Source organism: Pseudomonas sp. BMW13 (genome assembly GCF_013357275.1).
Classification (GTDB): domain Bacteria; phylum Pseudomonadota; class Gammaproteobacteria; order Pseudomonadales; family Pseudomonadaceae; genus Aquipseudomonas; species Aquipseudomonas khazarica.
This window is the reverse complement of record NZ_SUKD01000013.1, coordinates 124,003-148,969: the sequence shown is the minus strand read 5'-3', so window position 1 is coordinate 148,969 and position 24,967 is coordinate 124,003. Positions and strand designations below refer to the sequence as shown.

The following is a 24,967-nucleotide window of genomic DNA, read 5'->3' as shown; positions in this document are numbered from 1 at the left end:
TAGGAAATACTGATCGCCGTCAGCGAACAATCGGGATTGCCACCATGAACAAGCTGGAGTTGTTGCGCACCTTTCAGCGCGTCACCGAACTGAGCAGCTTCACCCAGGCCGCCGACAGCCTCGGCCTACCTCGCTCCACGGTATCGGAGCAGGTCCGCGACCTGGAACGCCTGGTCGATGCGCGCCTGTTGCACCGCACCACACGCCGGGTACGCCCGACGCAGGATGGCCAGATGCTGTACGAACGCGCCCGCGAGCTGCTGGCGCAGATGGACGAACTGGAGAACCTGTTTCGCCAGGACGCCCATGCCCTGAGTGGACGACTGCGCGTGGACATGCCCACGGCGATCGCCCGGCGCCTGGTGGCACCGCGCCTCGATGAGTTTCTCGCCCGGCACCCGGCGCTGGAGATCGAACTGGGGTGCAGCGACAGGCGGGTCGATCCGCTGCGCGAGGGCTTCGATTGCGTGCTGCGCGTCGGCGTCAACGCGGACGACAGCCTGGTCGCCCGGCCGCTGGGGCATCTGTCCATGGTCAACTGCGCCAGCCCGGCCTACCTGGCCACGCACGGCATGCCCGTGCAACTGGACGACCTCGCCGGACACAGCCTGATTCACTACGTGACAGCCTTTGGCGCACGCTCGGACGGCTTCGAGTTCCAGCGCGACGGCAAGCTGCATTCGCTGGCCATGGCGGGCCGGGTCACGGTGAACAACATCGATGCCTACGAAGGGGCCTGCCTGGGTGGCCTGGGCATCATCCAGGCGCCACTGGTCGGCATGCGCGTGCACCTGCGGGAGGGGCGTCTGCTGCGCCTGCTGGATGACTGGGTCGCCGCGCCGATGCCGGTGAACCTAGTGCACCCGCACGGGCGTCATCTGCCACGGCGGGTGCGCGCCTTCATGAACTGGCTGGAACAGCTGCTGGCCGAGGAACTCGACGCGGCTTGAACCGCCAGGATCAGGCCTGCCGAGTCAGGGCGTATCGGTGCGGATATCGAAGCCACCGCGGTTTTCGCTGAGGATGCGCAGGTCATGGCTTTCCCCGGCCTTCACCGGCACCGCCACTTCGCGCAACAGGCGGCCCATGCCGCACAGCGTGTCGTCCATCCGGTCCGGGGTGATACCCACCACCCGCGTACCTGCCGGCACCTGGAAGGTCGCGCGCTCTCCGACACCGATACGCGCGGCGACCTGGCGATCGACCTCGATGGCCACGTAGCAGCCACCGCCCATCATCCCGAAATCGCGGGTGACCACGATCTGTCCACCGCTGGCCTGCGTCTCCTGAAAGGCCAGCAGACGATCTTCCGGCACCGGGCGAATGTTTTCCGGGTCACCTCGAAACGACGAACAACCCGCCAGCAACAGCAGCGGCAAAGCGATGAGCATCGAACGCATGAAGCCCTCCATGGGCAAATGAGTGCTGCCTGAGTATTGGGGTTGGCGCGCGTGCGGGCAAGGTATCGATGGCAACGATGTCCAGTAGCACAAGCATCGATTTCTGCAATGAAAGGCGCGGTGTTTTCATGGCTCCCGACCCCAGCGCCACCCTCGACGGCGCCACTGACCGGAGACCATCAGCATGAAAATCGCAGCCATCACCGCCACCCTCATCGCCGCATTCGCCCCCATCGCCTTCGCCAACGAAAAGGCCCCGTCCAGCGCCCGGGTGGACGTGAAGCAATACCAGTACGGCATGCAACTGGACATCGACCAGGTCCTGCAGCGCACCGACAACAGCCGCGAGAGCGGTGTCGTGCCCAGCGTCATGGTCTACCGTGACAGCCAGGGCGACGTGCACGCCGTGCGCTTCCTGGAATGGGGTGGCCAGACCAACCAGAACGGCTGATCCCCTGTTGCACGCACGCTGCCCCGGCCGAGTCGCTCGTCCGGGGCAGCGGCCGTTTCAGCCTTGCAGACGCTTGACCAGACGGGCCTGCAACGCCTCGAGTTCGGCCGGATCGGCCTTGCTGGCCGCGTGAATGCCCAGCCCTTCACCGTCGAAGCGCGGGATCACATGCATGTGGATATGGAACACCGTCTGCCCGGCAGGCGCGCCATTGAACTGCGCCACCTGCACGCCCGCCGGCTGCAGCTCGTCGACGATGGCCTGGGCGAGCTTCTTCACCACGGCCATGACCTTGGCCAGGCTGGCCTCGTCGATCTCCAGGATGTTGCGCGCCGCCGCGCGCTTGGGAATCACCAGGCTGTGGCCTCTGGACTGCGGGAACAGGTCGAGGAAGGCCAGCACATCGTCGTCCTCGTACAGCGTGTAGCAAGGCAGGTCGCCGCGAATGATCTGGGCGAAGATGTTCTGCGAGTCGTAGGTACCGTGCAGGCTCATGCCAATGGGCTCCGGGTGAAGGAAAGCTCGCACCATACCGCCTTGCTCGCACACAGGGAACCGGGCAGGATCGCTCGAGTCGATGACTACTAGCAGGCGCATCGATTTCAGTCGCTGTCGCCACTCGTGTTCTGATCGCCCCCCTCTTCAGGCCCATCCGACATGGAACCCACATGACCGATCTCAGCCCATTCCACATCACCCGCAAGTGGCCCGCCCAGCATCCCGAGCGCTTGCAGCTCTATTCGCTGCCCACGCCCAACGGCGTCAAGGTCTCGATCATGCTGGAGGAGATCGGCCTGCCCTACGAGCCGCATCTGGTCAGTTTCGACAGCAACGATCAGCTCAGCCCCGAGTTCCTCTCGCTGTCACCGAACAACAAGATTCCCGCCATCCTCGATCCGGACGGGCCGAACGGCCACCCGCTGCCGCTGTTCGAGTCCGGGGCGATCATGCTCTACCTGGCCGAGAAGACCGGCCAGTTGCTGCCGCAGGACCCCGCTGCCCGCTACCAGGCGATCCAGTGGCTGATGTGGCAGATGGGCGGCCTGGGCCCGATGTTCGGCCAGCTCGGTTTCTTCCACAAGTTCGCTGGCAGCCAGTACGAAGACAAGCGCCCGCTCGAGCGCTACGTCGCCGAATCGGCGCGCCTGCTCGGCGTGCTCGACCAGCACCTGCAAGGGCGCGACTGGATCGTCGGCGAGTACAGCATCGCCGACATCGCCGTGTTCCCCTGGATTCGCAATCTGGTGGGGTTCTACGAGGCAGGCGAACTGGTGCAGTTCGAGCGTTTTGCCAACGTGCGCCGCGTACTCGATGCCTTCCTCGCGCGTCCGGCCGTGCAGCGTGGCCTGAGCATCCCGGCACGCGGCTGAGGGTTGCGGGAGCCGGCCCCACGGCTCCCGTCGCACGCGCACGTGGAAGATTGCACAACGACGTGAGCGCCCGCGTGCGGGCTGCACGAGCCACGCGCTGGCGAAAGCCGCAAAAATGCCCGACCACTCATCTCCAAGCCCCGAAATAGAGCGGTTGCAAATACCCAAGTCGAGCGCTGGGAGATTATAATCCCGGCCCAGCTTCCTCCCCTCCCAGGTTCCGCATGCACAAGCCTTCCTCCGACGCCGCGACGGCCCTGTCGCCGGGCGCGATCCTTCTCATTCAACTTGCCCTGGCCCTCGGCGGCTTCGCCATCGGTACGGGCGAGTTCGCCATCATGGGCCTGATGCCCAACGTCGCCCAGGACCTGGGGGTCAGCGAGCCGCAGGTCGGCCACGTGATCAGCGCCTATGCCCTCGGCGTGGTGGTCGGCGCGCCGGTCCTGGCCCTGCTCGGTGCTCGTCTGCCACGACGCATCCTGCTTCTGCTGCTGATGGGCTGCTTCGCCCTGGGCAACTTCGCCAGCGCCCTGGCACCGACCTACGAGCCGCTGCTGATCTTCCGCTTCATCGCCGGCCTGCCGCACGGTGCCTACTTCGGCGTGGCCATGCTGGTGGCCGCGTCCATGGCCCCGCCGCACAAGCGCGCCAAGGCGGTGAGCCGGGTGCTGGCCGGCCTGACCGTGGCGATTCTGATCGGTAACCCGCTGGCCACCTGGCTCGGCCAGTTCATGAGCTGGCGCTACGCGTTCGCCCTGGTCGGGGTGATCGCCATCACCACCATCGCCATGCTGGCGATCTTCCTGCCGACCGACCCGAACGAGCAGCGCAGCAGCCCCTCGGGCGAACTGCGCGCCTTCAACCGCGCGCCGATCTGGCTGGCGCTGGGCATTGGCGCCATCGGCTTCGCCGGCATGTTCTGCGTGTTCAGCTACATGGCGCCGACCCTGCTCCACGTGACGGGCGTCGGCCCCGGCTGGATTCCGCTGGCCATGGGGGTGTTCGGTGCCGGTTGCATCGTCGGCAACAGCGCCGGCGGCTGGCTGTTCGACCGCCTGCGCCTGCGCGCGGTGGCCTGGATCCTGGCCTGGAGCACCCTGGTCCTGCTGGTCTTCCCCTTCGCCGCACACAGCCTGTGGACGGTACTGCCGGCGATCTTCGCCCTCGGCACCATGATCGCCCTCGGCCCGGCGCTGCAGACCCACCTGATGGATGTCGCCACCGGCGCACAGACACTGGCCGCGGCCTCCAACCATGCCGCGTTCAACGTCGCCAATGCCCTCGGGCCCTGGCTCGGCGGCCTGGCCATCAGCGCCGGCATGGGCTGGACCATCACCGGCTACATCGGCGCCGCCACCGCCATCGGCGGCCTGGCACTGTTCGTCTGGGCGTGGCGGGTACAACAGAAGGACGGCCACATCTGAGAGGTGCACGATGCTGAGCCGGCAGGTATCTTCTAGCCCCCGCCCACCATCCCGTACCGCCCGATGATGACCCCACTGCTGCGTTCCACCCTGTTCGGCACCGCCCTGCTCAGCGCCCTGACGGCTCAGGCCCAGGTGCAGGTCGAAGCCAATGCCGGGATGCTGGCGGCGAAGATTTCCGAAGAGATCGCTCCGGGCGACTACGAGAAGCTGCTCAAGGGCTTGCGCGCCAATCCGGGCCAGTACAAGCGCAAGGTGGTCCTGCTCGACAGCGTTGGCGGCAGCGCACCGGAGGCCATCCGCATGGGTCGCCTGCTGCGGGAAACCGGTTTCGACGCGCTGGTGCCGTCATCCGGCCTGTGCCAGGGCAGTTGCGTCTACCTGCTTGCCGCTGGCCGCAAACGCACCATCAACGGTTACGTCGCCCTGCGTCGCCCGCCCTTCCCGGCCGGTGACTCGGCGCAGGCGCAGGCCGCCCATGGCAACCAGCCACTCAGCCCCGCCCGGTACTTGCGTGACATGGGGATCGATGTGCGCCTGGCGGAGGACATCTACCAGGTCGCCCCCGGCCAGCTGCGCCTGCTGAGCCAGGATGAACTGAAGCGCTACCGCCTGAACTAGGCTGCGCCAGCCCTAGCGGCGGAGCCTGCGGAGCGCGGCGCCTGAGCGAGGTCAGGCGCCGTTGGGGCGGCGTCAGAACAGGAAGGTCAGCGCCAGGTTGAACAGCATCGCAGCGACGAAACCGATGGGCGCGGCGCGCAGCAGCAGTTGCGAGAACAGCGTGGCCCGCGTCTTCTCGTCGGTGCAGGAGCCCAGCAGCAGGCTGCCGCCGGAGGAGAACGGCGAGATGGAGGTGGCCTGAGCACCGACCACGATGGCGATGAAGATGATCATCGGATCGATCGACATCGACGCCGACAGCGGCAGCACCATGGGGAACAGCGCCGGCGTCACCACACCGAGGGTACTGGCGAAGATCGACATCAGCGCGGCCACCACGCCGAAGGCCAGCGGCACCAGTACCGGCGGGATGTTGCCGCCGATCCAGGACGCCAGGGCATCGATGGTGCCGGCCTTGATCGCCACGCTGATCAGCATGCCCACCCCGCAGATCATGATCAGCGTGGCCCAGGGCAGCGAGGCGATGGCCTTGCGCTCGTCACCCAGCTTGAGCAGCAGCGCGATCACCGAGAACACGCTGGCGATCAGGCCGATGTCCACCTTGCTGTTGATGAACCTGACCGTGGCGTTGTCCGGGAAGGCCAGCAGCGCCAGCGGTGCGGCGAGCACCAGCGCCATCATCAGCACGGTGAGCAGCAGGGTCAGTTTCTGTTCTCGGTTGAAGGCGTCCGGCAGGTCGGCATTGATCACCGCATTCTTCAGGTTGCGGCCATGGCCACCGAGGAAGACGAACACGGAGATCACCAGCAGCGGGATCACCGCCGTGCTGGCGAAGATCGCCAGTGCGTTGACGAAGGCCTCGCTCTCCGGCATGCCGGCGGTGGTCATCAGGCCACGGAAGATGATACCGCTCTGGCTGGAGACGAAGTTCGCCCCGCCCAGCGCACCGTAGTTCACCGCCATGCCGCCGAGGATCAGGCTCATGCCGGTGCGCTGGCACAGCAGCAAGGTCAGCGGTGCCATGAAGGCCAGCACGGTGTAGTAGCCCGCGCCCATGGCCGCGATCAGCCCCGAGGTCAGGAAGATGGCATACGGCAGCAGGTGCGGTACGCCGCGGCAGCGATAGAGCAGATGCCCGGCGAGCTTCTCCAGGGTGCCGTTGACCGTGGCGAAGCTGTAGAACAGGCAGACCGAGAAGATCACGAAGAAGATCTTCAGCGGCCACATGCCGATGATCTCGCCCGGGCTCATGCCCATGCCGAAACAGCCCAGCAGGTAGGCGAAGGCGATGGCGAACAGGCCGATGTTGATCTTGGTGGTGTAACCCAGCGCGACAGCGAGAACGATCGCGGCGACGACGAGCAGGCTCATCATGGTTTGACTCCTTGTTGTTCTGGTGCAGGCGGTTACGCGTGGGCGAAACCGAACAGCGTTGCGGGGTTGTCCACCAGAACGCGACGGCGCTCCTCGGGGTCGGGCAGAAGGGCCTCGAGCAGCGCGAACTGCTCATCGTAGCGGGTCTGCGCCTCGAACTGGGTATTCGGCCAGTCGCTGCCCCAGAGGAAGCGGCCGACGCCGCCGCAGGCCTCGCGCAGACGCGCCTCGATGGCCCGCGCACGGGCCAGATCGGACTGGCTGCGGTAGGCGGCCGACAGCTTGATCCAGACCGGCGCCTGGCCGAACAGGTCGAAGAACGGCGCATGCTGCGGCTCATCCAGCTGCACGCTCGCGGCGGGCAGGCCGAAATGGTCGATCACCACGGTCACCCCGGACTCCAGGATCGCCGGTACCACCAGCGCCAGGTCCGCGAAGCCGCGCTGGATCTCCACCTGCCAGCCACGCCGGGCCAGGCGCCGGAACAGGCCGCTCCAGGCCGGGCCGGTGTAGTCCTCCAGCAGCTTGCCGATCAGGTTCAGGCGGATACCGACCACGCCTGCGGCAGCCAGCTCATCCAGTTCACCGTCGCTGATCTGCCCATCGACCACCGCGACACCGCGCAGGCGCTCGGGGAAGCGCTGCAGCGCCGCGACCATGTAGTGATTGTCGGTGCCGAGAAAGCTCGGCTGGATCAGCACCCCGTGAGACAGGCAGCAGGCATCCAGGTGGGCCAGATACTGTTCCACCGTGGCGTCGTAGTCGGGGCTGTAGCGGCGACCGGCAACCATGGGCAGATCACGCCGGAAGATGTGCGCGTGGGTGTCTATGCCGGTGATGACGGCATTGGGCATGGGCGTCACGAAGCGATACCTCTGTCGATTATTGTTCGAGCCGACCTTGGTAGCAGCTCTTTTTATACAGACATTCAGTCATATATATGAATAGATGACTGTATAGATACAGATCGACTGCTGTCAACGCACGGCCCAGTGGTAAAGTGACGACCGGTTGAAATTCGGATTTGAGGTTTATGAGCAGCACGGCTCTGGGACACGACGAACGCCTGCCGCTGTATCAGCGGCTGCGTGACGAGATGCTGGCGAAGATCGCCGCAGGCGAATGGCTGCCGGGCGAAGCCATCCCCACCGAAGCGGAGCTGACCCGCCAGTACGGCGTGGCGGTGGGAACGGTGCGCAAGGCCGTGGAAACCCTGGTTGCCGAGGGCTTGCTGCTGCGCGCCCAGGGGCGCGGTACCTTCGTGCGTCGACCGAACTTCGACGGCTCGCTGTTTCGCTTCTTCCGCCAGGTCAGCGCCAGCGGGCAGCCGCAGGTACCGGAGAGCCGCATTCTCGACTGCCGACTGGCCCCCGCCGATGCCGCCGCGAGCCAGGCCCTGAAGCTGGCCGACGGTGAACAGTGCGTGCACCTGCAGCGTCTGCGCCTGATCGACGGGCGCCCGCTCTTCCACGAGCGCATCTGGCTGCCCGCCTCACGCTTCGAGGCGCTGCTGAATGTCGCGCCGGCCGACTTCCCGCAACTGCTCTACCCCTTCTACGAACAGCACTGCGGCCAGCGCATCGCCTCCGCCCAGGAGACCCTGACGGTGTCCGCCGCCGACGACGAGCTTGCCGCGACGCTGGACGTCGCCTGCGGCAGCCCCGCCGTGGCCATCGAGCGAACCGCGCTCGGCTACGACCGCACGCCACTGGAATACCGCCTGTCACGCGCGGCGGCGGAGAACTTCCGCTACCAGGTGGACATCAGCTGAGGACAGGGCTGACCGATGCAACACGCCCGGGCAAGCCCGGGCGTGAGTGACGCACGCATCCGACGAGGCTAGAACAGCCCCAGTGCCCAGGCCGCGCCGAACAGCACCAGCGAGAAGCCCCACATCCACCACAGCGAGTAGCGGATGTGGCGGCCGAGATCCAGTCCGGCCAGGCCCAGCGCCAGCCACAGCGCCGGCGAGAACGGGCTGATGAAGGTGCCGATGATATTGCCGATGGTCAGCGCATAGACCACGCTCGCCGGCTCGACGCCCTGGCCACCGACCACTTCCAGCGTCACCGGCAGCAACCCGAAGTAGTAGGCATCGGTACTGAGCATCAGCTCCATCGGCAGGCCGAACAGGCCGAGCACGATATGCATCTGCCCCACCAGCGGTGCCGGCAGCACCTGCGCCAGATCCTGGGCTATGGAGGTGAGCATGCCGGTGCCGGTGAGGATGCCGAGCATCGAGCCCGCCGCCAGGATGATCATGCCCATGCTCAACGCCGCCGGGGCGTGCGCCGCGATGCGTTGCATCTGCGCCTTGCCGCCAGGGTAGTTGACCAGCAGCGCCAGGCACAGACCGATCATGAAGATGTAGCCCGCCGGCAGCACGCCGGAGAACAGCGCGACCAGCACCGCGAGGAACAGCGCCGAGTTGGCCCACAGCAGGCGGGGCCGCTCCAGCTCGCGCTCCTCGGCTGTCGGCTCGTGCAGGTCACTGCTGGTTTCCACCAGCACGCCTTCGTCGGCCGACTGCCCGGCTGCGATACGGCGCTGCTCGCGCCAGCCCAGCAGCGCGGCCAGGGTGATCAGCAGCACCACGCCGATGGCCTGGATGCTGATCAACGGACGCCACAGCTCGGTGACTTCGATGCCGGTCACCGCCGAAGCGCGTCCCAGCGGCCCGGCCCAGGGCAGCATGTTGAAGATACCGGCGCCCAGCGCCAGCAACAGCAGCATCAGGTAGGGGCTCATGCGCAGCTGCTTGTACAGCGGCAACAGCGCGGGAACGGTCAGCAGGAAGGTCGTCGCGCCGGCGCCATCGAGGTGCGCCAGCATGCCGATCACCGCCGTGGCCACGGTCACCGCGATGACGTTGCCACGCGTCAGCCGCACCATGCCGCCGATCAGCGGGCGGAACAGACCGGTGTCCTGCAGCACGCCGAAGAAGGTGATGGCGAACACGAACATGGTGGCGATCGCCGTCACGCGGCCGATGCCATCGGTGAAGAAACCGGAGATGGCCTCCGGGCCGAAGCCGGCAGCCAGTGCTCCCAGCAGCGGCACGACGATCAGGGGCAGGACAGGCGACATGCGCCCGATAAGCAGCAGCACAACCAGGCTGCAGATGGTCAACAGGCCAATCAGGGTCAACAAACCACTTCTCCTCTTTTTCTTGTAGGCACGACAAAGGCGCGGGCGGAGGCTAAGGCGGCAACCTTTCAGCAACCTTTAAGCGCCGTCTCGGAAGAGGAGGAAATGTCAGTGGATATGTCGTCTGACGAGGCGCCACAGCGGGCGCCCCGAAGCCGGCTCACTGCAGGGTGTAGCCCTTGTCCACCACCCAGTCCTGGCCATGCACGCCGCTGGCGCCGTTGCCCAGCTGGAACAGCACCACCTCGGCAATGGCCCGTGGCGTGAGGAACTCGCCATCGACCAGGCGCCGGTTAACCTCGCCGGCCACCCCGGCCAGTGCATCCTCGGCCAGGCCCAGGCTGCCCCAGATCGGCGTGGCGGTCGGCCCTGGCGACACCAGATTGAGCCGCAACCCTTCGCTGGCGTGCTCCAGCGCCAGGCTGCGGACCAGCGCCGACAGCGCCGCCTTGCTGGCGATGTAGCCGCCCAGCCCGGCAAAGCCGAGCTGGCGCAGGAAGGTACTGATGAACACCACCGAGGCGGGCCTGGCCAGGTGAGGCCTGAGCACCTGGAAGGTGTTGATCGCGCCGGCACCGTTGACCTGCCACTGCTGCTCGAACGCCTGCATATCGCAACCGGGCGCCAGGCGGGCAATACCGGCATTGGGTACCAGGCAGTCGACCGGGCCCAGGCGCCCGGCGCGCTCGGCCAGGCCATGCAGCGCCTCGATGTCAGTGACATCGCCCGCGTACCAATGCAGCTGCTCGGGATACTGCGCCTGCAATGCAGGCAGACCTCCCAGGCTCCGCGAAAACGCCATGACCCGCGCGCCGCGTTGCAACAGCAACTCACACACCGCCAGCCCGATACCCGAACTCGCCCCCGTGACGACCGCCAGGCGGCCCTGAAAACTCGTATTCATGAAGATCCCCGAAGAAAGAAGAGCGTGAGCGCCGTGCCAGTCCGCCGCAGCGCCAATCGACCTACTGCGCCAGCAGACGGATGCCGTGCATGTCCACCTGCTGGCCGACGTCGAAACGTGCGTTCGGTGAGCGCACCCACTGCTCGCGACCATCCTCGTGACGCACCACATAGGCCGTCCCGCTGTGTCCCGTGGCGTCCTGCACCTGGGCGCCGGACCAGCCGCCGAGCAGGCCACCGACCACGGCGCCGACCGGACCGCCCGCCGCAGCGCCCAGCATCAGGCCGGACAAGCCACCGAAACCGGCGCCCACCGAGTTGTCTGCGCGCTCGGCCAGCACCTCGGCGGCCTGCGCGCTACTGACGGCCAGCAGGCCAAGGGAAAGTGCAAGCAAGGCAATGTGTTTCATCTGTGTTCTCCTGTAATGGGCATTGCGCCTGGAGACAGTCAGATTGCGTGCCATTTATTTTTATTAATAAAAACAAATAGATATGAATAAAGATATCTCAATGACAACAAGCGAATAGAGTCATTGAGACAGCAGAAGAGTCATCCTGACCCACCAGCGGAAGCCGAGATGACACAGACTGGAGGGAGGCGATCAGGCCGGCGCGGGGCGTCGTCGGGTGGTGCATGCGAGCACTGCCTGGAAATCGCCCGCTACCGTCAGGGTGACTGGCAAGGCCAGGTCATGGGTAACGCATGGCGAACGCCGTCGAAACAGCGCCACACCCTACGCCTTGACGGCTTTCACCTGCTCCAGCCATGCAGGGTCGAGTCGCGTCTGCTCCAGCTCCAGCCCGCGCTGCTGCATGACGTCCCGATGTGCGTCGATCTCGTGCACCATCTGGCTCAGCTCGCTGCTGTTGCCGTCGAGCTGATGCATCTGGGTCACGCCCAGATGGTAGAAGCGCAGCAGTTTCATCGCGGTTTCGTCCTCCTGCGCCACCCCTGCCCTGACGTGATGCATGACGTTGGTGATGCGCATCAGGCTGCGCTTGAGCCGCCAGCCATAGACCGCCGCCGCCATCCACTCGCGGTGCCAGAACTGCTGGCGCACCAGCACCACCGTGAGGACGAAACCGAGCGCGACGCCAAGCAGGTTCCAGCGAAAATTGTCGGCAGCGCCCGGCTCGCCGAACAGTTGCACGCTGAGCGTGGCCAGCAACATGGCGAGCGCGACGAAGATCAGCGCGACCAGCGCGGTACTGCGGCGAGTCTGCTGACGGTAGTGCTCGGGACTGATGGGGGTGATTTCGAACATGCGCGAGGGCTCATGAAACTGGGGCGAGGCGCGATGGTACGACAGCTTGCCCGGCCGACACGAATCCCGCAGGCAGCGCGGGCGCCTCAGGTCGCGTTCGGCAGGTAGCGCCCGATGGCCGCCATGGCCGTGGCCAGGTACTGCTCCTTCTCGCCCACCGGCGCGATGTAGTGCAGCGCCTCGCGCGCCTGATCGACACCCGCCAGGCGCGCGGCGATCCAGGCCGCAAGATAGACCGACGCCAGGCAGCCGCCCGCCGTGGCGACGTTCCCCCGGGCGAAGAACGGCTGGTCGAGCACCCTGATCCCCGCCTCCTGCACCCAGGGCTTGCTGGTCAGGTCGGTGCAGGCCGGCACGTCGTCGAGCAGCCCGAGCCGGGCCAGGATCAGCGCGCCGGAACACTGCGCGGCCAGCAGTTGCCGCGCCGGATCGAGACGCAGCTGGGCCAGCAGCGCCGGGTCCGCGACCACATCGCGGGTACGCATGCCGCTGCCCACGATCACCGCGTCGGCCGCGCTGGCCTGCTGCAGATCGATCTGGCCGTCGATCACCAGGCCGTTCATCGATGTCACCCGCGCATCCGGGCTGGCGATGCTGACACGCCAGTCCGGCTGACGAATGCGCTTGAGGATGGCGAAGGCGATCAGCGAGTCGAGTTCGTTGAACGCGTCGAAGGTGAGAATGGCGATGTGCATGGCGACTCCGTCAGTGCAGGTGGGTTGCCAGCCAGCTTCGGCGCACGAATCATGACAATCAAATTATTGTCATGGATACAGCCGCCATGCCGCTGGCACGCTACAAACAGATCGTCGATCGCCTGGCCGACGACATTCGCCGTGGTGTGCTGGCACCCGGCACGCGCCTGCCCACCCACCGCGAGCTGGCCGCAGACCACGGCATCGCACTGGTCACCGCCTCGCGGGTCTACGCCGAGCTGCATGCCATGGGCCTGGTCAGCGGCGAAACCGGGCGCGGCACCTTCGTCCGCGAGACGACCCTGGCGCCCGGACACGGCATCGATCAGCAGGCGACCGCCAGCGACCTGCTCGACCTCAACTTCAACTACCCGACGCTGCCCGGCCAGGCCGACCTGCTGCGCCAGGCCTTGCGCCAGCTGGCGTTGTGCGGTGACCTGGACGCGCTGCTGCGCTATCAGCCGCATGCCGGCCGTCCTCATGAGCGGGCGTTGCTGGCCCGTCACCTGAGCAGCCTGGGCCTGCCTGTCAGCGCCCGGCAGGTGCTGATCGTCAGTGGTGCCCAGCATGGCCTGGCGACGACCGTGCAGGCGCTGCTCAGGCCGGGCGACGTGGTCGCGGTGGACGCCCTCACCTACCCCGGTTTCAAGACGGCGGCCGAAGCGCGCGGCCTGGAGCTGCTGGCCATTCCCTGCAGCGCCAGCGGCCCCGACCTGGAGGCGCTGGCGCGGCTCTGCGAGAAGCGTCGGGTACGGGCGATCTACAGCATGCCGACCCTGCACAACCCGCTGGGCTGGGTGCTCGACCTGGCGCAGCGCGAGCGCCTGGTGAAGATTGCCCGGCAGCATGACCTGCTGATCATCGAGGACGCCGCCTACGCCTTCCTGGCCTCCTCGGCACCACCGCCACTGGCCGCGCTGGCGCCCGAACGCACGGTGCATGTGTCCGGCTTCTCGAAGAACATCGCCACGGGCCTGCGGGTGGGCTACCTGAGCGCGCCCGAAGCCTGGGTCGCCGCGCTGGAGCGCAACATCCGTGCGACCACCTGGAACACGCCCGGCGTGATGAGTGCACTGGTCTGCGCCTGGATCGAAGACGGCACGCTGGCCCGCCTGGAAAGCGAGAAACGTAGAGACGCCCAACGCCGCCAGGCGCTGGCTCGACGCATGCTGGGCGGCTTGCACCTGGTGGGGCATGAGGCAGGCTACTTTCTCTGGCTGCCGCTAGCGGAGGATGTGCGCGCCGATCAGGTGGTTGCGCGCCTGCTGCAGGAGCGCGTCGCGGTATCGAGCGCCGAGCCGTTCAGCACCTCGGAGCAGGTACCGCACGCCCTGCGCCTGGCCCTCGGTTCGCTGCCCCTGGAGCAGTTGCAGACGGCTCTGGACAAGGTCAGGCAGGCCATCGACCACTTCGCCTACTGAACGCCCTGGCGCAGCCACTCGCTGGGGCTGAGACCGACCTTGCGGCGAAAGGCACGGGCCAGCGCCGAGGGGCTTTCATAACCGACCTCGTCGGCGATCAATGCCATGGGCCGGCCTTCGCGCAGGCGTTTCTGCGCCAGGCTGACGCGCCAGCCGACCAGATAATCCGCCGGAGTGGCGCCGACCACCTGATGGAAGTGCGCGGCGAAGCTGGCCCGCGACATACCCGCCAGCGTCGCCAGTTCGGCCACCGACCAGCCATGCTGCGGCCGCTCGTGCAGTTGATTGAGCGCGCGTGCCAGGCGCGGCTCGGCCAGCCCCGCCATCATCCCGGACGCCAGCTCGCGGCTGTTCATCAGATGACGCAGCAGCTGGATCACCATCAGTTCGAACAGGCGGTTGAGCACCAGCTCGCGCCCGCAGTCGTCGCCTGCCGCCTCGGCGAACAGCCAGTCCAGGCAACCGTTCAGGCTCGGCAGCTCGCGCAGGGGTTTGACGATGGCGCCGGGCAACGCCCGCGCCAGCGGGTTGTCGAAACCACCATCGAAGGCCAGGGTCGCGCAGACCAGCTCGGCGCCATCGGCCTCGCTGGCACTCATCCGATGCAGACGAGGCCGCGCCACCAGCATCAGGCTCGGCTCCTCGAGACGCAGCTCATGGCCGTCGCTGTCGCGAAAGCTCAGGCGCCCCGCCCGCAGCAGATGGATGTGGCCATGCGCCTCGTTGGCGCCATAGCTGTTGGTGCCGCAGAAACCCCCGCGGTGAAAGGTACTGGCATGCAGGTTGAAGTGATGCAGCAGGCTGGACAGGCGATCCACGGGCACCTCGCATTTCTGGACGATCTGTCGCATAAGATAGACGATCTGAATCCGAAAAGCCAGAGCGCTCCACTAGCATGGCTCCAGGCTTGAAACACAGGCTCCCCCAACCAAGACTGGAGAATCACCATGACTCGCATCACCGCACTGCCGTTCGAACAGACCGCCGCCAGCGCCCAGGCGCAACTGGAAGGCATCCGCAAGGGGCTCGGCTTCGTGCCCAACACCTTCGCCACCCTGGCCCATGCGCCCGCCGCCCTGAGCGGCTACCTCGCCCTGTCGCAGGCCCTGGGCAAGGGCACGCTCGATGCCAGGGCGCGCGAAGTGGTGGCGCTGGCGAGCTCGCAGGTCAACGGCTGCGAATACTGCCTGGCGGCGCACACCCTGTTCGGCAGCAAGGCCGGCCTCAGCGACGCGGATATCCGCAGTGCCCGCGACGGCGAACTGGATGCAGTGGCGCGCCTCACCCGGCAGGTCATCGACCACCGTGGCCGCCTCACTGACGCACAGCTGCAGGCCGCGCGCCAGGCCGGACTGGCCGACGCGGCCATCGTCGAAGTGGTGGCCAACGTCGCGCTGATGACGCTGACCAACTACCTCAACAACCTGGCCGAAACCGACGTCGACTTCCCTCCGGTCGCGGTCTGATCACCCCGAGGTGCACCATGCAGAACGTAACGCTCTATACCAGCGATCACTGCCCCTACTGCCTCAACGCCAAGGCGCTGCTGAAGCGCAAGGGGGTGAGCTACGACGAGATCGACGTGGGCCGCTCCCCCGGGCGCCTGGCCGAGATGCTGCAACGCAGCAAGCGTCGCAGCGTGCCGCAGATATTCATCGGCCAGCACCACGTCGGCGGCTTCGACGACCTGGCCTCGCTGGACCGCGCCGGCCAGCTGGATGCCCTGCTGCAGGCCTGACCCGGAATGCGCCGCAAGCCCTCTTGCGGCGCATTCTGCATCTCCGTCTCGCGGCCTTGCCCCGCTGCACAGGCGCACGCTCACGCCGGCTCGGCGAGTGCACCCTCGCGTGCCACCGCGCAGGTTCCGATCTCGCCTGCCGTCGCCCGCCACGAACGGGCAAACAAAACCTCCCGAACCGCCCTCATGTTCTGTGGCGTCGCGGCCGATACAACAACGGCAATACTGGCCGGTCATGGTGACCGGCTGTTGCGCTGCATATGTTCTCGGACCGGAGCCTTCCCATGCGTCTCGACGCCCTCTCACTGAAAACCCGCCTGATCGTGGCGGTGGCCATCCCCTGCATCGCCCTGCTGCTGGTGGCGCTGACCAGTCTCAACAGCATGTCCAGCATGCACCGCGATACGGAAGTGCTCTACCTGAACACCGCCGCCCCGATGCGTGCCATGGCCGAAGTGGCCTCACGCATCCCGCGCATGCGCGTCGGCCTCGACATGATGCTGCTGCAGGACACGCCGCTGCGTGACGAGCGCGGGGTGAAGTCACGCGTCCAGGATGCGCGCAACGAAGACATTCCGGAAATGCGCGAAGCCATGCGTCAGGCGGTGGCCGCACAGGTCAACCCGGAGCGCAAGGCCCAGGCGCAGCAGCTGCTCGACCAGTTCGAGAGCATGGTCAGCAACGAGCTGAACCCGATGCTCGCAGCCTTCGATGCCGGCGACATGGCCAAGGCCCAGCAGATCTATCGCGACCAGTACGCCAAGACCTACGGCGTGATGCGCCAGGGCGCCAACCAGTTGCTCGACGTACTGCTGCAGCAGGCCGAGCAGCAGAACCAGCACAGCGCCCGCAGCTACGACAGCGGCCTGACTCGCCAGATCGCCATCATCGCCATCGGCCTGCTGGTCTCGATGATCATCTCCTGGCTGATCGTCATCCAACTGCGCCGCCGCGTGGCGGTGCTGCAGAACAGCCTCGGCCAGGCCGCCGACAACCTGGCCCTGAACACCCGCATCGACCTGCCCGGCCAGGACGAGCTGAGCGAGATCGCACGCAGCTTCAACCAGTTCATCGACAAGGTCCACGGCGCCATGCGCGAGCTCGCCGACAACTCGCGCCAGCTGTCGAGCATGGCCCGCGACGTGGCCGAACGCGCCAGCCTGACCCAGAGCAACTGCACTGCGCAGAGCGACCGCACGGTGCAGGTGGCCACCGCCATCAACGAGCTGGGCTCGACCGTCAACGAGATCGCCCGCAACGCCGAGAACGCGGCGGAAGTCGCCCGCGAGGCCACCCAGCATGCCAGCGACGGTGGTGCCGTGGTCGGTCAGGCGCAGCAGCAGGTCGACGCCCTCAACGGCGAGCTGGAACAGGCCGCCCAGGTGATCGAAGCGCTGGCCGCGCAGACCGAGGCCATCAGCACCACGCTCAACACCATCCGCAGCATTTCCGAACAGACCAACCTGCTCGCCCTCAACGCCGCCATCGAGGCCGCCCGCGCCGGCGAACAGGGCCGAGGCTTCGCCGTGGTGGCCGACGAGGTGCGCACCCTGGCCAGCCGTTCGGGTGCCTCCACCGAGGAGATCCAGCAGGTCATCGACCGCCTGCAGAACGAATCACGCTCGGCGGTCGAGGCCATGGCCAAGGGCCGACGCCAGAGCGCCCTGGTGGTCGAGTACGCGAGCAAGGCCTCGGCGGCGCTGGAGCAGATCAACAGCCATATCGGCCAGATCAGCGATCAGAACATCCAGGTGGCCACGGCCACCGAGGAACAGTCCAGCGTGGTGGAAGACATCAACCGCAACATCGTCGACATCAACGAGCTGACCGTCGGCACGACCCATATCGCCGACCAGCTGAGCCAGGCCAGCAGCGACCTGCAGGCGCTGTCCACGCAGCTGGACGGCCTGGTCGGTCGCTTCCGCCTGTAACCCTGCAGCCGGGTGGACAGCCGGCGCTGTCCACCTCCCGGCCTAACGCAGGCGCTGCTCGATGCGCTGCTGCAGGTAGTCGTAGAAGGGGTTGGATGTCGCCCGCTGCAGGCTGTCCAGCCCCACCACCAGCACGCCGTGCTCACCGCGCGGCGCCAGGGTACCGAGCGAAACGCCATAGGACTCGCCCGCGACCGGGTCGCTGCCGTACAGCGGGTCGCCAGGCGGGAATGGCAGGGCCACGTGCGACAGCGAGAACAGCTGGCTCGGGTACTCGACCCCCAGCGCCTGGTGCTCGACCTGCTGGCTGCCGCTGGCCACGCGCCGCGCCTCGACCTCGCGCCCCTGATCGGCGGCCACGCCGACCACCGTCAGGTCGTAGTTGCGCCTGGCCGAGGGCAGCAGCGCCTCGAGCAGGTCGCTCATGTCCGCACGCAGCAACGAACTGGCCGCACGCGAACGGTTGATATCGAACACCACCAGCTCACTGCCGTTGTCCGGCAGGCGTTCGAACAGCTGACGCACCACCGCCGGGGTACTCACCGTGCTGTCGGCCAGCGACTGGAACGCCAGCACCGGCGGCAGACGCTGCAGGCGGCCGGACGTCTCGGCAGCGTCGAAGGCACGCTGCACCTCGCTGGTCAGCTCATAGGTCTGCCGCGCCGCCTGCACCGGAAAGGAGTTGTACTTGAACGGGTTGAACTCCGGCAGCACGTTCATCCATGCCGACTTGGCGAACGCCGGCAGCACCGCCGGCAAGGCCGCCAGCCCGGCATAACGGGCATAGCTGGTGACGCCAATCATCGGCGAGATCAGCACCACTTGCCGGGGCATGGCCAGGCGCTCGTCCTCCAGCGCCGCCAGGCTGTAGCGCAGCGCCAGCGCGCCGCCATTGGAGTAGCCGAGCAGGTACAGCGGCGCCTCCGGCACCTGACGGCGCGCCTCGCGCACCGCCAGCCGTGTGGCGGCCAGCCACTGCTCCCAGCGGGCATCGGTCAGCGCCGCCGGCACGCTGCCGTGGCCCGGCATGCGCGGCACCACGGCGAGCAGGCCCTGCTCGCTCAGGTGCTGCGCGATATGGCGCAGGCTGTAGGGCGAATCGGTCAGACCGTGCAACAGCACCACCACACCGCGCACCTCGCCCTGCGGCTGCAGGATGAAGGAGCGGTTCCAGTCGTGCGGCAGGTTGCCGGGATACACCGGGCTGTCACTGGCATAACGACTGTAGCGGGCGTTCCCAGCCTGGGTGACCGGCTCGACCAGCTCGCGCTCGAGGCGCTCGAACAGCGCCGCCTCGGCGGCCAGGTAGGCCTGCCAGTCGGCAGCGTCCAGCTGGTCCACATCCAGCTCCTGCGGCACCAGACGGTGCCAGGGTTGCAACTCGGGCAATGACGACAACCCGGCAATGCGCACGCCGAGCAGAGCGACCACGATCAACAGCACCACCACCAGCGTCCAGGCCATAACGTTACGCATGCGCGGTAAACGCATGAGGCGCCTCCCTCGAAAGTATCCAACCGGGAAAATCCGTCCCGGCGACCGGCCCATCGGACTTTAGAGCAAAGCCGGCCTCGGCCACCACCGTGGTTGCCTACCACATATGGAATTACGTATATTCGCAAAACCATATATGCGAGACGCCGCGCATGCCTGCCCCGCTCTCTCCAACCGAACTGTTCAAGGCCCTGGCCGACGAAACCCGCGCGCGCGCCGTGCTGCTGATCGTCGAGCAGGGCGAGTTGTGCGTCTGCGAACTGGTCTGTGCACTGGGCGACAGCCAGCCGAAGATCTCCCGCCACCTGGCACAGCTGCGCAGCTGCGGGCTGCTGCAGGACCGCCGCCAGGGGCAGTGGGTGTACTACCGCCTCGCCCCGGACCTGCCCCAGTGGATAGGTGAGGTGCTCGCCGCCACCCTGACAGCCAACCGCAGCTGGCTGGAGCAGGACTGCACGCGCCTCGCCAACATGGGCGAGCGCCCTGCCCGCCTTGCCACCTGCTGCTGAGATACCTGCATGCTGATCGCCGCCGCCATCTTCGTCTTCACCCTGATTCTGGTCATCTGGCAACCACGCGGCCTCGGCGTCGGCTGGAGCGCCTCGCTGGGCGCGCTGCTGGCGCTGCTCGCCGGGGTGGTCAGCCCGGGCGACATCCCGACCGTGTGGCAGATCGTCTGGAACGCCACGGCCACCTTCATTGCCGTGATCATCATCAGCCTGCTGCTGGACGAGGCCGGCTTCTTCGCCTGGGCCGCGTTGCACGTGGCGCGCTGGGCCAATGGCAGCGGCACGCGCCTGTTCGCCTTCAGCATCCTCCTTGGGGCCGGCGTCTCGGCATTGTTCGCCAACGACGGCGCGGCGCTGATCCTCACCCCCATCGTCATCTCCATGCTGCTGGCCCTGCGTTTCTCGCCGGCCTCGACCCTGGCGTTCGTCATGGCCGCCGGCTTCATCGCCGACACCGCCAGCCTGCCGCTGGTGGTGTCGAACCTGGTCAACATCGTCTCGGCGGACTACTTCGACCTGGGCTTCGCCCGCTATGCGGCGGTGATGGTGCCGGTCAACCTGGTCAGCGTGGCGGCCACCCTGGGCATGCTCTGGCTGTTCTTCCGCCGCGACATCCCGGCGCAGTACGCGGTGGACAGCCTCCCGGCACCCCGCGAGGCGATTCGCGACCCACGCACCTTCTTCGTCGGCTGGATCGTCCTGCTGGTGCTGTTGCTCGGCCTGTTCGCCCTGGAACCGCTGGGCGTGCCCATCAGCGCCATCGCCGCCGTGTGCGCGGCGGTGCTGTTCGCCATCGCCGCACGCGGCCGCCATATCGCCACCGGCAAGGTCCTGCGCGAGGCGCCCTGGCAGGTGGTGATCTTCTCCCTGGGCATGTACCTGGTGGTCTACGGCTTGAGCAACGCCGGCCTGACCGCCAGCCTCACCGGGCTGCTCGAGCGCTTCGCGCAGTACGGCGTGTGGGGCGCGGCACTGGGCACCGGGCTGCTCAGCGCGCTGCTCTCCTCGATCATGAACAACATGCCCAGCGTACTGATCGGCGCCCTGGCCATCGACGCCAGCCAGGCCAGCGGGGCCGTGCGCGAGGCGATGATCTACGCCAACGTGATCGGCTGCGACCTGGGCCCGAAGATCACCCCCATCGGCAGCCTGGCCACCCTGCTCTGGCTGCACGTCCTGGCGCGCAAGGGCATCCGCGTGACCTGGGGCTACTACTTCCGGGTGGGCATCGTCCTCACCCTGCCGATCCTGCTGCTCACCCTTGCCGCTCTGGCCGTGCGCCTGAGCCTCTGACCTCGCGGAGCCTTCCGATGAAAATCCTCTTCATGTGCACGGCCAACAGCTGCCGCAGCATCCTTTCCGAGGCGCAGTTCAACCACCTGGCGCCCGCCGGACAGCTGGCGGTGAGTTCCGGCAGCTTCCCGCGCGGCGAGGTGCTGCCGCGCACCCTGCTGACCCTGCGCGAGGCCGGCATCGCCACCGAGGGCCTGAGCAGCAAGGGCAACGATGCCTTCGTCGACAGCCCACCGGACATCGTCATCACTGTGTGCGACAAGGCCGCCGGCGAAGCCTGCCCGGTGTACTTCGGCCCGGCGCTGAAAGCCCACTGGGGCCTGGAAGATCCGTCCCACGTGGAAGGCGACGAGGCCAGCATCGACGCCGCGTTCCAGGCCACCCTGGCGCATATCGAACGGCGCTGCCGCGCCTTCCTCGCCCTGCCCCTGGCGGACATGAGTCGCGACGAGCTGCAGCAGGCGATCAACCGCATTGGCCAAGAGTGAAGACGCACGCATGAGCGACGACCTGCCCAATCTCGACCTCGACCTGCTGCCGGCCCAAGGCAGCGACTCAGCCCCGGCGCCGCGCATCCTGCTGCTGTACGGTTCCACCCGGCCGCGCTCGTTCAGCCGTCTGCTGGTACAGGAAGCCGCACACCTGCTGCACCACCTCGGCGCCGAGACCCGCATCTTCGACCCATCCGGCCTGCCACTGCCCGACGACGCACCGGTGGAACACCCCAAGGTGCAGGAGCTGCGCGATCTGATGCAGTGGTCGGAAGGCCAGGTGTGGTGCTCACCGGAGCGCCATGGCGCCATGTCGGCGGTGTTCAAGGCGCAGATCGACTGGGTGCCGCTGGCCCTCGGCGCCCTACGCCCGACCCAGGGCAAGACCCTGGCGGTGATGCAGGTCTGCGGCGGCTCGCAGTCGTTCAACGTGGTCAATCAGCTGCGCGTGCTCGGCCGCTGGATGCGCATGTTCACCATCCCCAACCAGTCGTCGGTGCCCAAGGCCTTTCTCGAATTCGGCGACGACGATCGCATGAAGCCCTCCCCCTACTACGACCGCCTGGTCGACGTGATGGAAGAGCTGATGCGCTTCACCCTGCTGCTGCGCGAGCACCCGGAGCTGGTGGACCGCTACTCCGAGCGCAAGGAGTCGGCCGAAGCCTTGATGCAGCGGGTCAACCAGCGCGAGATCTGAAGCGCATGGCAGGCACCTGGCGGCAGAAGCCGGCCCCAGGGTGTGGAGCAGCGACAGGCCGCGCTGCTAGGCTGCACGGATGAACCTGACCACCCGACTCCAGGCGATCATCTGCGCCGACCCGCAGCGCCTGCGCATCCTCCGGCTGGTACGCGAACTCGACCTGCCCGACTGCTGGGTGGCCGCCGGCTTCGTGCGCAGCGCGGTCTGGGATCACCTGCACCAGCGCAGCGACGCGCCGCTGCCAGCGGACATCGACGTGATCTGGTTCGAACGCAGCCAGGCCTCCGCTGCGCGCGATGTCGAACTGGAGAAGCTCCTGCGCCACAGGGACGAAGGACTGCAGTGGTCGGTGAAGAATCAGGCGCGCATGCACCTGCGCAATGGCGACGCACCTTATGCCTCGGCTAGCGACGCGATGCGCTATTGGCCGGAGACGGCGACGGCGGTGGCCGTGCGACTGGATGAGCAGGGAGAGATTGAAGTCACCGCACCACACGGCCTGGAGGACCTGTTCGGCCTCATCGTGCGACCGGCCGGAAGGTTCAAGGACGAGAACAGCCGATCTACCAGGCGCGACTGCGCAGCAAGAACTGGCTGGCCACCTGGCCGCAACTGAAGGTACTGCCGTAGGGTGGATCGCGCTTCACCGGTCCACCGGCTGGTGGATGCAACGAGCGACATCCACCCTGCAGGCTGGCCGCAGCTGAAGATGCCGCCGTAGGGTGGATCGCGCTGCATCGATCCACCGGCTGGTGGATGCAAAGAGCGACATCCACCCTGCCGGCTGGCCGCAGCTGAAGATGCCGCCCTACCCGTCCCGATCAGATACCGGCGACCACCGCGCAGATGCCCTGCGCGCTGGCGGCGAACTGGCTGCACAGGTGGTTGATGGAGGTCACCAGCACCTGCTCCGGCGCGGAGATGAAGTCCACCGACATCATCACGCTGAGCATGGTGATGGTGACGATGGAGAAGGTGAACAGCTTGCGCGCCCACACCGTATCGTCGACGGCCTTGTATCCCGATACGCCCATCCACAGCCAGTAGGCACCGCTCAGCGCGGCGACCACGAAGTAGCTGTAGCCGGCGTAACCGCTGAGCGTCAGCATCAGGGTCGCGACCACGAAGGCGGCGATGTACAGCACGATCTGCCGCTTGGCAGCCGAGATCCCCTTGATGACGGGCAGCACCGGAATGTTCGCGGCCTGGTAGTCATTGAAACGGAAGATGGCGATGGCATAGGAATGCGGCATCTGCCACAGGCTGAAGATCAACAACAGGATGGCCGCGCCAGCATCGAACTCGTTGCTGACCGCGCAGTAGCCCACCACGGGCGGAGCCGCCCCCGACAGGCTGCCGACCAGGGTGCCGTACACCGAGCCGCGCTTGAGCCACAGGCTGTAGAGGCCGACGTAGACCACGAAGCCCATCAGCACCAGCATCACCGCGAGGGTGTTGCTGGCGGCATACAGCACGGCCACACCAGCGACGCCGAGCACGCAGGCATAGACGATGGCGTGCGCAGGGGACACCAGCCCCTGCGCCAGGACCCGGTTGCGGGTCCGCTCCATCTTCTGGTCGATGTCCCTGTCGATGTAGTTGTTGAACACGCAGCCTGAGGCGATCACCAGCGCAACCCCCAGCGCTGTCGCGAGGAACAGCGTCAGGTCGGCATCGCCACGCGAAGCCAGGAAGAACCCACCCGTCACGGAAATCAGATTGCCGAAGACGATGCCAGGCTTGGCGAGGTTGAGGTACTGCTTCAGGAGCGCCAGCATCAGTTGATCATCATGTGATAGTGCATGCTCCACATGATCCAGACCGACAGGCCCACGACGAACGCGATGATCAACACGGTGAAGATCATCGATACGACGTTCCAGCGGCCTTCCGCGTCGGTCTTCATGTGCAGGAAGTACACGAGGTGGACGAGAACCTGCACCAGGCCGAAGATCACCACGGTGATCAGAGTCGCGCCACGGCTCAGGCCCAGCACTTCAGGATGCATGACCAGGGCGAAGGGGATCACGGTAAGGATCACCGAGAGGATGAAACCGCTCAGGTAATCCTTGAAACCCACGGCGTGTGCCGCGTGATTGTCTTGATGAGCCATTTACAGCACTCCCATCAGGTAGACGACGGTGAAGACGCAGATCCACACCACGTCGAGGAAGTGCCAGAACAGGCTGAGCAGTCCGACCCGCGTCTTGTTGGTGTCGGTCAGGCCACGGCTGCCGACCTGCAGCATCAGCACCAGCATCCACAGCAGGCCGGCACTGACGTGCAGACCGTGGGTGCCGACCAGGGTGAAGAAGGCCGACCAGTAGGCGCTGGTCTGCGGCCCGGCCCCTTCATGGATCAGGTGGCGGAACTCGTACAGTTCGATGCTGATGAAGCTCACCCCGAACAGGAAGGTGATGCCCAGCCAGCGCAGCACCGCGGCCTTGTCGCCCCGGTAGGTGGCGAGCATGGCCATGCCGTAGGTGATGCTGGAGAACAGCAGCGCGAAGGTTTCCACCAGCACCAGGTGCAGGCCCGGACGGAGCATCTCCTTGGCGGTGGGGCCACCGGCGAAGGCGTTGCTCAGCACCGCGAAGGTGGCGAACACCGTGGCGAAGATCAGCAGGTCGGTCATCAGGTAGACCCAGAAGCCGAACAGCTTGATGCCACTGCTGTCGTGGTGGTGCTCATGGCTGTGGCCATGAGTGTCATGTGGATAGTGGGGTTCGTATGCGGTCAT

General features: G+C 66.7%; 28 protein-coding genes and 1 pseudogene. 15 read left to right on the top strand and 14 right to left on the bottom strand.

Annotated elements, in window-relative coordinates; all coding sequences use genetic code 11:
- The first annotated feature begins 44 nt into the window (after nucleotides 1–44).
- Nucleotides 45–950 carry a LysR family transcriptional regulator gene (locus tag E4487_RS11320; RefSeq protein ID WP_175253373.1) on the top strand — a complete coding sequence of 302 codons (906 nt, stop codon included), beginning with the start codon at nucleotides 45–47 and terminating at the stop codon, nucleotides 948–950.
- A 24-nt stretch (nucleotides 951–974) separates the two neighbouring features.
- On the opposite strand, the gene E4487_RS11315 is transcribed toward E4487_RS11320, so the two are convergent.
- Nucleotides 975–1,400 (bottom strand): hypothetical protein, encoded by a 426-nt coding sequence (locus E4487_RS11315; RefSeq protein ID WP_037048744.1) that lies wholly within the window; start codon nucleotides 1,398–1,400, stop codon nucleotides 975–977.
- A 184-nt stretch (nucleotides 1,401–1,584) separates the two neighbouring features.
- Between E4487_RS11315 and E4487_RS11310 the strand changes: the two genes are divergently transcribed.
- Complete coding sequence (locus tag E4487_RS11310) at nucleotides 1,585–1,851, top strand: DUF2790 domain-containing protein (RefSeq protein ID WP_134676265.1); 267 nt, start codon at nucleotides 1,585–1,587, stop codon at nucleotides 1,849–1,851.
- Nucleotides 1,852–1,908: 57 nt separating this feature from the next.
- Here E4487_RS11310 and E4487_RS11305 read toward each other — a convergent pair whose 3' ends face one another.
- Nucleotides 1,909–2,346, bottom strand: coding sequence for an HIT family protein (locus E4487_RS11305; protein WP_134676266.1), 438 nt, complete (start codon nucleotides 2,344–2,346; stop codon nucleotides 1,909–1,911).
- 173 nt (nucleotides 2,347–2,519) lie between these two features.
- Here E4487_RS11305 and E4487_RS11300 point away from each other — a divergent pair, with 173 nt between their 5' ends.
- The 3 genes from E4487_RS11300 to E4487_RS11290 all read left to right on the top strand — a co-directional run bounded on the left by E4487_RS11300 (nucleotide 2,520) and on the right by E4487_RS11290 (nucleotide 5,266).
- Nucleotides 2,520–3,221: a glutathione S-transferase N-terminal domain-containing protein gene (locus E4487_RS11300; protein WP_037048750.1), complete on the top strand. Its 702-nt coding sequence runs from the start codon at nucleotides 2,520–2,522 to the stop codon at nucleotides 3,219–3,221.
- A 224-nt stretch (nucleotides 3,222–3,445) separates the two neighbouring features.
- On the top strand, nucleotides 3,446–4,645 hold the full coding sequence (locus E4487_RS11295; protein ID WP_150608815.1) for an MFS transporter: 1,200 nt from the start codon (nucleotides 3,446–3,448) through the stop codon (nucleotides 4,643–4,645).
- A 63-nt stretch (nucleotides 4,646–4,708) separates the two neighbouring features.
- A complete protein-coding gene (locus tag E4487_RS11290; RefSeq protein ID WP_150608813.1) occupies nucleotides 4,709–5,266 on the top strand; it encodes a hypothetical protein in 558 nt (185 codons plus the stop codon).
- Nucleotides 5,267–5,338: 72 nt separating this feature from the next.
- On the opposite strand, the gene E4487_RS11285 is transcribed toward E4487_RS11290, so the two are convergent.
- Both E4487_RS11285 and E4487_RS11280 read right to left on the bottom strand, forming a co-directional pair.
- Nucleotides 5,339–6,640 carry an SLC13 family permease gene (locus E4487_RS11285; RefSeq protein WP_047585022.1) on the bottom strand — a complete coding sequence of 434 codons (1,302 nt, stop codon included), beginning with the start codon at nucleotides 6,638–6,640 and terminating at the stop codon, nucleotides 5,339–5,341.
- Nucleotides 6,641–6,672: 32 nt separating this feature from the next.
- Nucleotides 6,673–7,494: an amidohydrolase gene (locus E4487_RS11280; RefSeq protein ID WP_175253372.1), complete on the bottom strand. Its 822-nt coding sequence runs from the start codon at nucleotides 7,492–7,494 to the stop codon at nucleotides 6,673–6,675.
- Between the two features lie 179 nt (nucleotides 7,495–7,673).
- On the opposite strand from E4487_RS11280, the gene E4487_RS11275 reads away from it, so the two are divergent.
- Nucleotides 7,674–8,411: a GntR family transcriptional regulator gene (locus E4487_RS11275; protein WP_175253371.1), complete on the top strand. Its 738-nt coding sequence runs from the start codon at nucleotides 7,674–7,676 to the stop codon at nucleotides 8,409–8,411.
- 68 nt (nucleotides 8,412–8,479) lie between these two features.
- Here the strand turns inward: E4487_RS11275 and E4487_RS11270 are convergent, their stop codons facing one another.
- The 5 genes from E4487_RS11270 to E4487_RS11250 form a co-directional block, all read right to left on the bottom strand.
- Nucleotides 8,480–9,790: a CitMHS family transporter gene (locus tag E4487_RS11270; protein ID WP_175253370.1), complete on the bottom strand. Its 1,311-nt coding sequence runs from the start codon at nucleotides 9,788–9,790 to the stop codon at nucleotides 8,480–8,482.
- Between the two features lie 157 nt (nucleotides 9,791–9,947).
- A complete protein-coding gene (locus tag E4487_RS11265) occupies nucleotides 9,948–10,691 on the bottom strand; it encodes an SDR family NAD(P)-dependent oxidoreductase (RefSeq protein ID WP_175253369.1) in 744 nt (247 codons plus the stop codon).
- 61 nt (nucleotides 10,692–10,752) lie between these two features.
- Nucleotides 10,753–11,100 carry a hypothetical protein gene (locus E4487_RS11260; protein WP_150608805.1) on the bottom strand — a complete coding sequence of 116 codons (348 nt, stop codon included), beginning with the start codon at nucleotides 11,098–11,100 and terminating at the stop codon, nucleotides 10,753–10,755.
- A 324-nt stretch (nucleotides 11,101–11,424) separates the two neighbouring features.
- Nucleotides 11,425–11,955 (bottom strand): DUF3087 domain-containing protein, encoded by a 531-nt coding sequence (locus tag E4487_RS11255; RefSeq protein WP_175253368.1) that lies wholly within the window; start codon nucleotides 11,953–11,955, stop codon nucleotides 11,425–11,427.
- Nucleotides 11,956–12,041: 86 nt separating this feature from the next.
- A complete protein-coding gene (locus E4487_RS11250) occupies nucleotides 12,042–12,650 on the bottom strand; it encodes a DJ-1/PfpI family protein (RefSeq protein ID WP_175253367.1) in 609 nt (202 codons plus the stop codon).
- Nucleotides 12,651–12,736: 86 nt separating this feature from the next.
- On the opposite strand from E4487_RS11250, the gene E4487_RS11245 reads away from it, so the two are divergent.
- Nucleotides 12,737–14,071, top strand: a complete 1,335-nt coding sequence (locus E4487_RS11245) for a PLP-dependent aminotransferase family protein (RefSeq protein ID WP_175253366.1) — start codon at nucleotides 12,737–12,739, stop codon at nucleotides 14,069–14,071.
- Here E4487_RS11245 and E4487_RS11240 read toward each other — a convergent pair.
- Complete coding sequence (locus E4487_RS11240; RefSeq protein WP_218875747.1) at nucleotides 14,065–14,922, bottom strand: AraC family transcriptional regulator; 858 nt, start codon at nucleotides 14,920–14,922, stop codon at nucleotides 14,065–14,067. The genes E4487_RS11245 and E4487_RS11240 overlap by 7 nt on opposite strands.
- Before the next feature lie 96 nt (nucleotides 14,923–15,018).
- Here E4487_RS11240 and E4487_RS11235 point away from each other — a divergent pair, with 96 nt between their 5' ends.
- From E4487_RS11235 to E4487_RS11225, 3 genes are all read left to right on the top strand, one after another.
- Nucleotides 15,019–15,537: a carboxymuconolactone decarboxylase family protein gene (locus tag E4487_RS11235; RefSeq protein ID WP_037048781.1), complete on the top strand. Its 519-nt coding sequence runs from the start codon at nucleotides 15,019–15,021 to the stop codon at nucleotides 15,535–15,537.
- A gap of 17 nt (nucleotides 15,538–15,554) precedes the next feature.
- On the top strand, nucleotides 15,555–15,809 hold the full coding sequence (gene grxC / locus E4487_RS11230) for a glutaredoxin 3 (RefSeq protein ID WP_175253365.1): 255 nt from the start codon (nucleotides 15,555–15,557) through the stop codon (nucleotides 15,807–15,809).
- Nucleotides 15,810–16,093: 284 nt separating this feature from the next.
- The gene (locus E4487_RS11225) at nucleotides 16,094–17,740 is read left to right on the top strand and encodes a methyl-accepting chemotaxis protein (RefSeq protein WP_037048785.1); all 1,647 of its coding nucleotides are present in this window, start codon (nucleotides 16,094–16,096) and stop codon (nucleotides 17,738–17,740) included.
- Nucleotides 17,741–17,782: 42 nt separating this feature from the next.
- On the opposite strand, the gene E4487_RS11220 is transcribed toward E4487_RS11225, so the two are convergent.
- Nucleotides 17,783–19,231 (bottom strand): carboxylesterase, encoded by a 1,449-nt coding sequence (locus E4487_RS11220; protein ID WP_175253364.1) that lies wholly within the window; start codon nucleotides 19,229–19,231, stop codon nucleotides 17,783–17,785.
- A gap of 155 nt (nucleotides 19,232–19,386) precedes the next feature.
- Here E4487_RS11220 and E4487_RS11215 point away from each other — a divergent pair, with 155 nt between their 5' ends.
- The 5 genes and pseudogenes from E4487_RS11215 to E4487_RS11195 all read left to right on the top strand — a co-directional run bounded on the left by E4487_RS11215 (nucleotide 19,387) and on the right by E4487_RS11195 (nucleotide 22,857).
- A complete protein-coding gene (locus tag E4487_RS11215; protein WP_037048789.1) occupies nucleotides 19,387–19,743 on the top strand; it encodes a metalloregulator ArsR/SmtB family transcription factor in 357 nt (118 codons plus the stop codon).
- Between the two features lie 9 nt (nucleotides 19,744–19,752).
- On the top strand, nucleotides 19,753–21,036 hold the full coding sequence (locus E4487_RS11210) for an arsenic transporter (protein ID WP_175253363.1): 1,284 nt from the start codon (nucleotides 19,753–19,755) through the stop codon (nucleotides 21,034–21,036).
- Nucleotides 21,037–21,053: 17 nt separating this feature from the next.
- Nucleotides 21,054–21,524 carry an arsenate reductase ArsC gene (locus E4487_RS11205; RefSeq protein WP_047585555.1) on the top strand — a complete coding sequence of 157 codons (471 nt, stop codon included), beginning with the start codon at nucleotides 21,054–21,056 and terminating at the stop codon, nucleotides 21,522–21,524.
- A gap of 10 nt (nucleotides 21,525–21,534) precedes the next feature.
- A complete protein-coding gene (gene arsH / locus E4487_RS11200; protein ID WP_175253362.1) occupies nucleotides 21,535–22,224 on the top strand; it encodes an arsenical resistance protein ArsH in 690 nt (229 codons plus the stop codon).
- Between the two features lie 79 nt (nucleotides 22,225–22,303).
- A pseudogene (locus E4487_RS11195) lies at nucleotides 22,304–22,857 on the top strand (nucleotidyltransferase family protein).
- A 191-nt stretch (nucleotides 22,858–23,048) separates the two neighbouring features.
- On the opposite strand, the gene cyoE reads toward E4487_RS11195, so the two are convergent.
- From cyoE to cyoC, 3 genes are read right to left on the bottom strand one after another with little or no spacing between them, the layout of a single operon-like run.
- Nucleotides 23,049–24,005: a heme o synthase gene (gene cyoE / locus E4487_RS11190; protein ID WP_047585551.1), complete on the bottom strand. Its 957-nt coding sequence runs from the start codon at nucleotides 24,003–24,005 to the stop codon at nucleotides 23,049–23,051.
- A complete protein-coding gene (gene cyoD, locus E4487_RS11185; RefSeq protein ID WP_037048819.1) occupies nucleotides 24,005–24,340 on the bottom strand; it encodes a cytochrome o ubiquinol oxidase subunit IV in 336 nt (111 codons plus the stop codon). Before cyoD ends, cyoE begins: the two co-directional genes overlap by 1 nt.
- Complete coding sequence (gene cyoC / locus E4487_RS11180; RefSeq protein ID WP_175253361.1) at nucleotides 24,341–24,967, bottom strand: cytochrome o ubiquinol oxidase subunit III; 627 nt, start codon at nucleotides 24,965–24,967, stop codon at nucleotides 24,341–24,343. It lies immediately after the preceding gene.

What these genes read in the sequence shown, in the direction of transcription:
- E4487_RS11295 (WP_150608815.1), top strand. Translation starts at nt 3,446, where the DNA reads ATGCACAAGCCTTCCTCCGACGCCGCGACGGCCCTGTCGCCGGGCGCG.
- E4487_RS11310 (WP_134676265.1), top strand. Translation starts at nt 1,585, where the DNA reads ATGAAAATCGCAGCCATCACCGCCACCCTCATCGCCGCATTCGCCCCC.
- arsH (WP_175253362.1), top strand. Translation starts at nt 21,535, where the DNA reads ATGAGCGACGACCTGCCCAATCTCGACCTCGACCTGCTGCCGGCCCAA.
- E4487_RS11225 (WP_037048785.1), top strand. Translation starts at nt 16,094, where the DNA reads ATGCGTCTCGACGCCCTCTCACTGAAAACCCGCCTGATCGTGGCGGTG.
- E4487_RS11245 (WP_175253366.1), top strand. Translation starts at nt 12,737, where the DNA reads ATGCCGCTGGCACGCTACAAACAGATCGTCGATCGCCTGGCCGACGAC.
- E4487_RS11320 (WP_175253373.1), top strand. Translation starts at nt 45, where the DNA reads ATGAACAAGCTGGAGTTGTTGCGCACCTTTCAGCGCGTCACCGAACTG.
- E4487_RS11275 (WP_175253371.1), top strand. Translation starts at nt 7,674, where the DNA reads ATGAGCAGCACGGCTCTGGGACACGACGAACGCCTGCCGCTGTATCAG.
- E4487_RS11315 (WP_037048744.1), bottom strand. Translation starts at nt 1,400, where the DNA reads ATGCGTTCGATGCTCATCGCTTTGCCGCTGCTGTTGCTGGCGGGTTGT.
- grxC (WP_175253365.1), top strand. Translation starts at nt 15,555, where the DNA reads ATGCAGAACGTAACGCTCTATACCAGCGATCACTGCCCCTACTGCCTC.
- E4487_RS11240 (WP_218875747.1), bottom strand. Translation starts at nt 14,922, where the DNA reads ATGCGACAGATCGTCCAGAAATGCGAGGTGCCCGTGGATCGCCTGTCC.
- E4487_RS11305 (WP_134676266.1), bottom strand. Translation starts at nt 2,346, where the DNA reads ATGAGCCTGCACGGTACCTACGACTCGCAGAACATCTTCGCCCAGATC.
- E4487_RS11260 (WP_150608805.1), bottom strand. Translation starts at nt 11,100, where the DNA reads ATGAAACACATTGCCTTGCTTGCACTTTCCCTTGGCCTGCTGGCCGTC.
- E4487_RS11205 (WP_047585555.1), top strand. Translation starts at nt 21,054, where the DNA reads ATGAAAATCCTCTTCATGTGCACGGCCAACAGCTGCCGCAGCATCCTT.
- E4487_RS11285 (WP_047585022.1), bottom strand. Translation starts at nt 6,640, where the DNA reads ATGATGAGCCTGCTCGTCGTCGCCGCGATCGTTCTCGCTGTCGCGCTG.
- E4487_RS11210 (WP_175253363.1), top strand. Translation starts at nt 19,753, where the DNA reads ATGCTGATCGCCGCCGCCATCTTCGTCTTCACCCTGATTCTGGTCATC.
- E4487_RS11300 (WP_037048750.1), top strand. Translation starts at nt 2,520, where the DNA reads ATGACCGATCTCAGCCCATTCCACATCACCCGCAAGTGGCCCGCCCAG.
- E4487_RS11265 (WP_175253369.1), bottom strand. Translation starts at nt 10,691, where the DNA reads ATGAATACGAGTTTTCAGGGCCGCCTGGCGGTCGTCACGGGGGCGAGT.
- E4487_RS11215 (WP_037048789.1), top strand. Translation starts at nt 19,387, where the DNA reads ATGCCTGCCCCGCTCTCTCCAACCGAACTGTTCAAGGCCCTGGCCGAC.
- E4487_RS11290 (WP_150608813.1), top strand. Translation starts at nt 4,709, where the DNA reads ATGATGACCCCACTGCTGCGTTCCACCCTGTTCGGCACCGCCCTGCTC.
- E4487_RS11220 (WP_175253364.1), bottom strand. Translation starts at nt 19,231, where the DNA reads ATGCGTTTACCGCGCATGCGTAACGTTATGGCCTGGACGCTGGTGGTG.
- cyoD (WP_037048819.1), bottom strand. Translation starts at nt 24,340, where the DNA reads ATGGCTCATCAAGACAATCACGCGGCACACGCCGTGGGTTTCAAGGAT.
- E4487_RS11255 (WP_175253368.1), bottom strand. Translation starts at nt 11,955, where the DNA reads ATGTTCGAAATCACCCCCATCAGTCCCGAGCACTACCGTCAGCAGACT.
- cyoE (WP_047585551.1), bottom strand. Translation starts at nt 24,005, where the DNA reads ATGCTGGCGCTCCTGAAGCAGTACCTCAACCTCGCCAAGCCTGGCATC.
- E4487_RS11235 (WP_037048781.1), top strand. Translation starts at nt 15,019, where the DNA reads ATGACTCGCATCACCGCACTGCCGTTCGAACAGACCGCCGCCAGCGCC.
- E4487_RS11280 (WP_175253372.1), bottom strand. Translation starts at nt 7,494, where the DNA reads ATGCCCAATGCCGTCATCACCGGCATAGACACCCACGCGCACATCTTC.
- E4487_RS11250 (WP_175253367.1), bottom strand. Translation starts at nt 12,650, where the DNA reads ATGCACATCGCCATTCTCACCTTCGACGCGTTCAACGAACTCGACTCG.
- cyoC (WP_175253361.1), bottom strand. Translation starts at nt 24,967, where the DNA reads ATGACCGCATACGAACCCCACTATCCACATGACACTCATGGCCACAGC.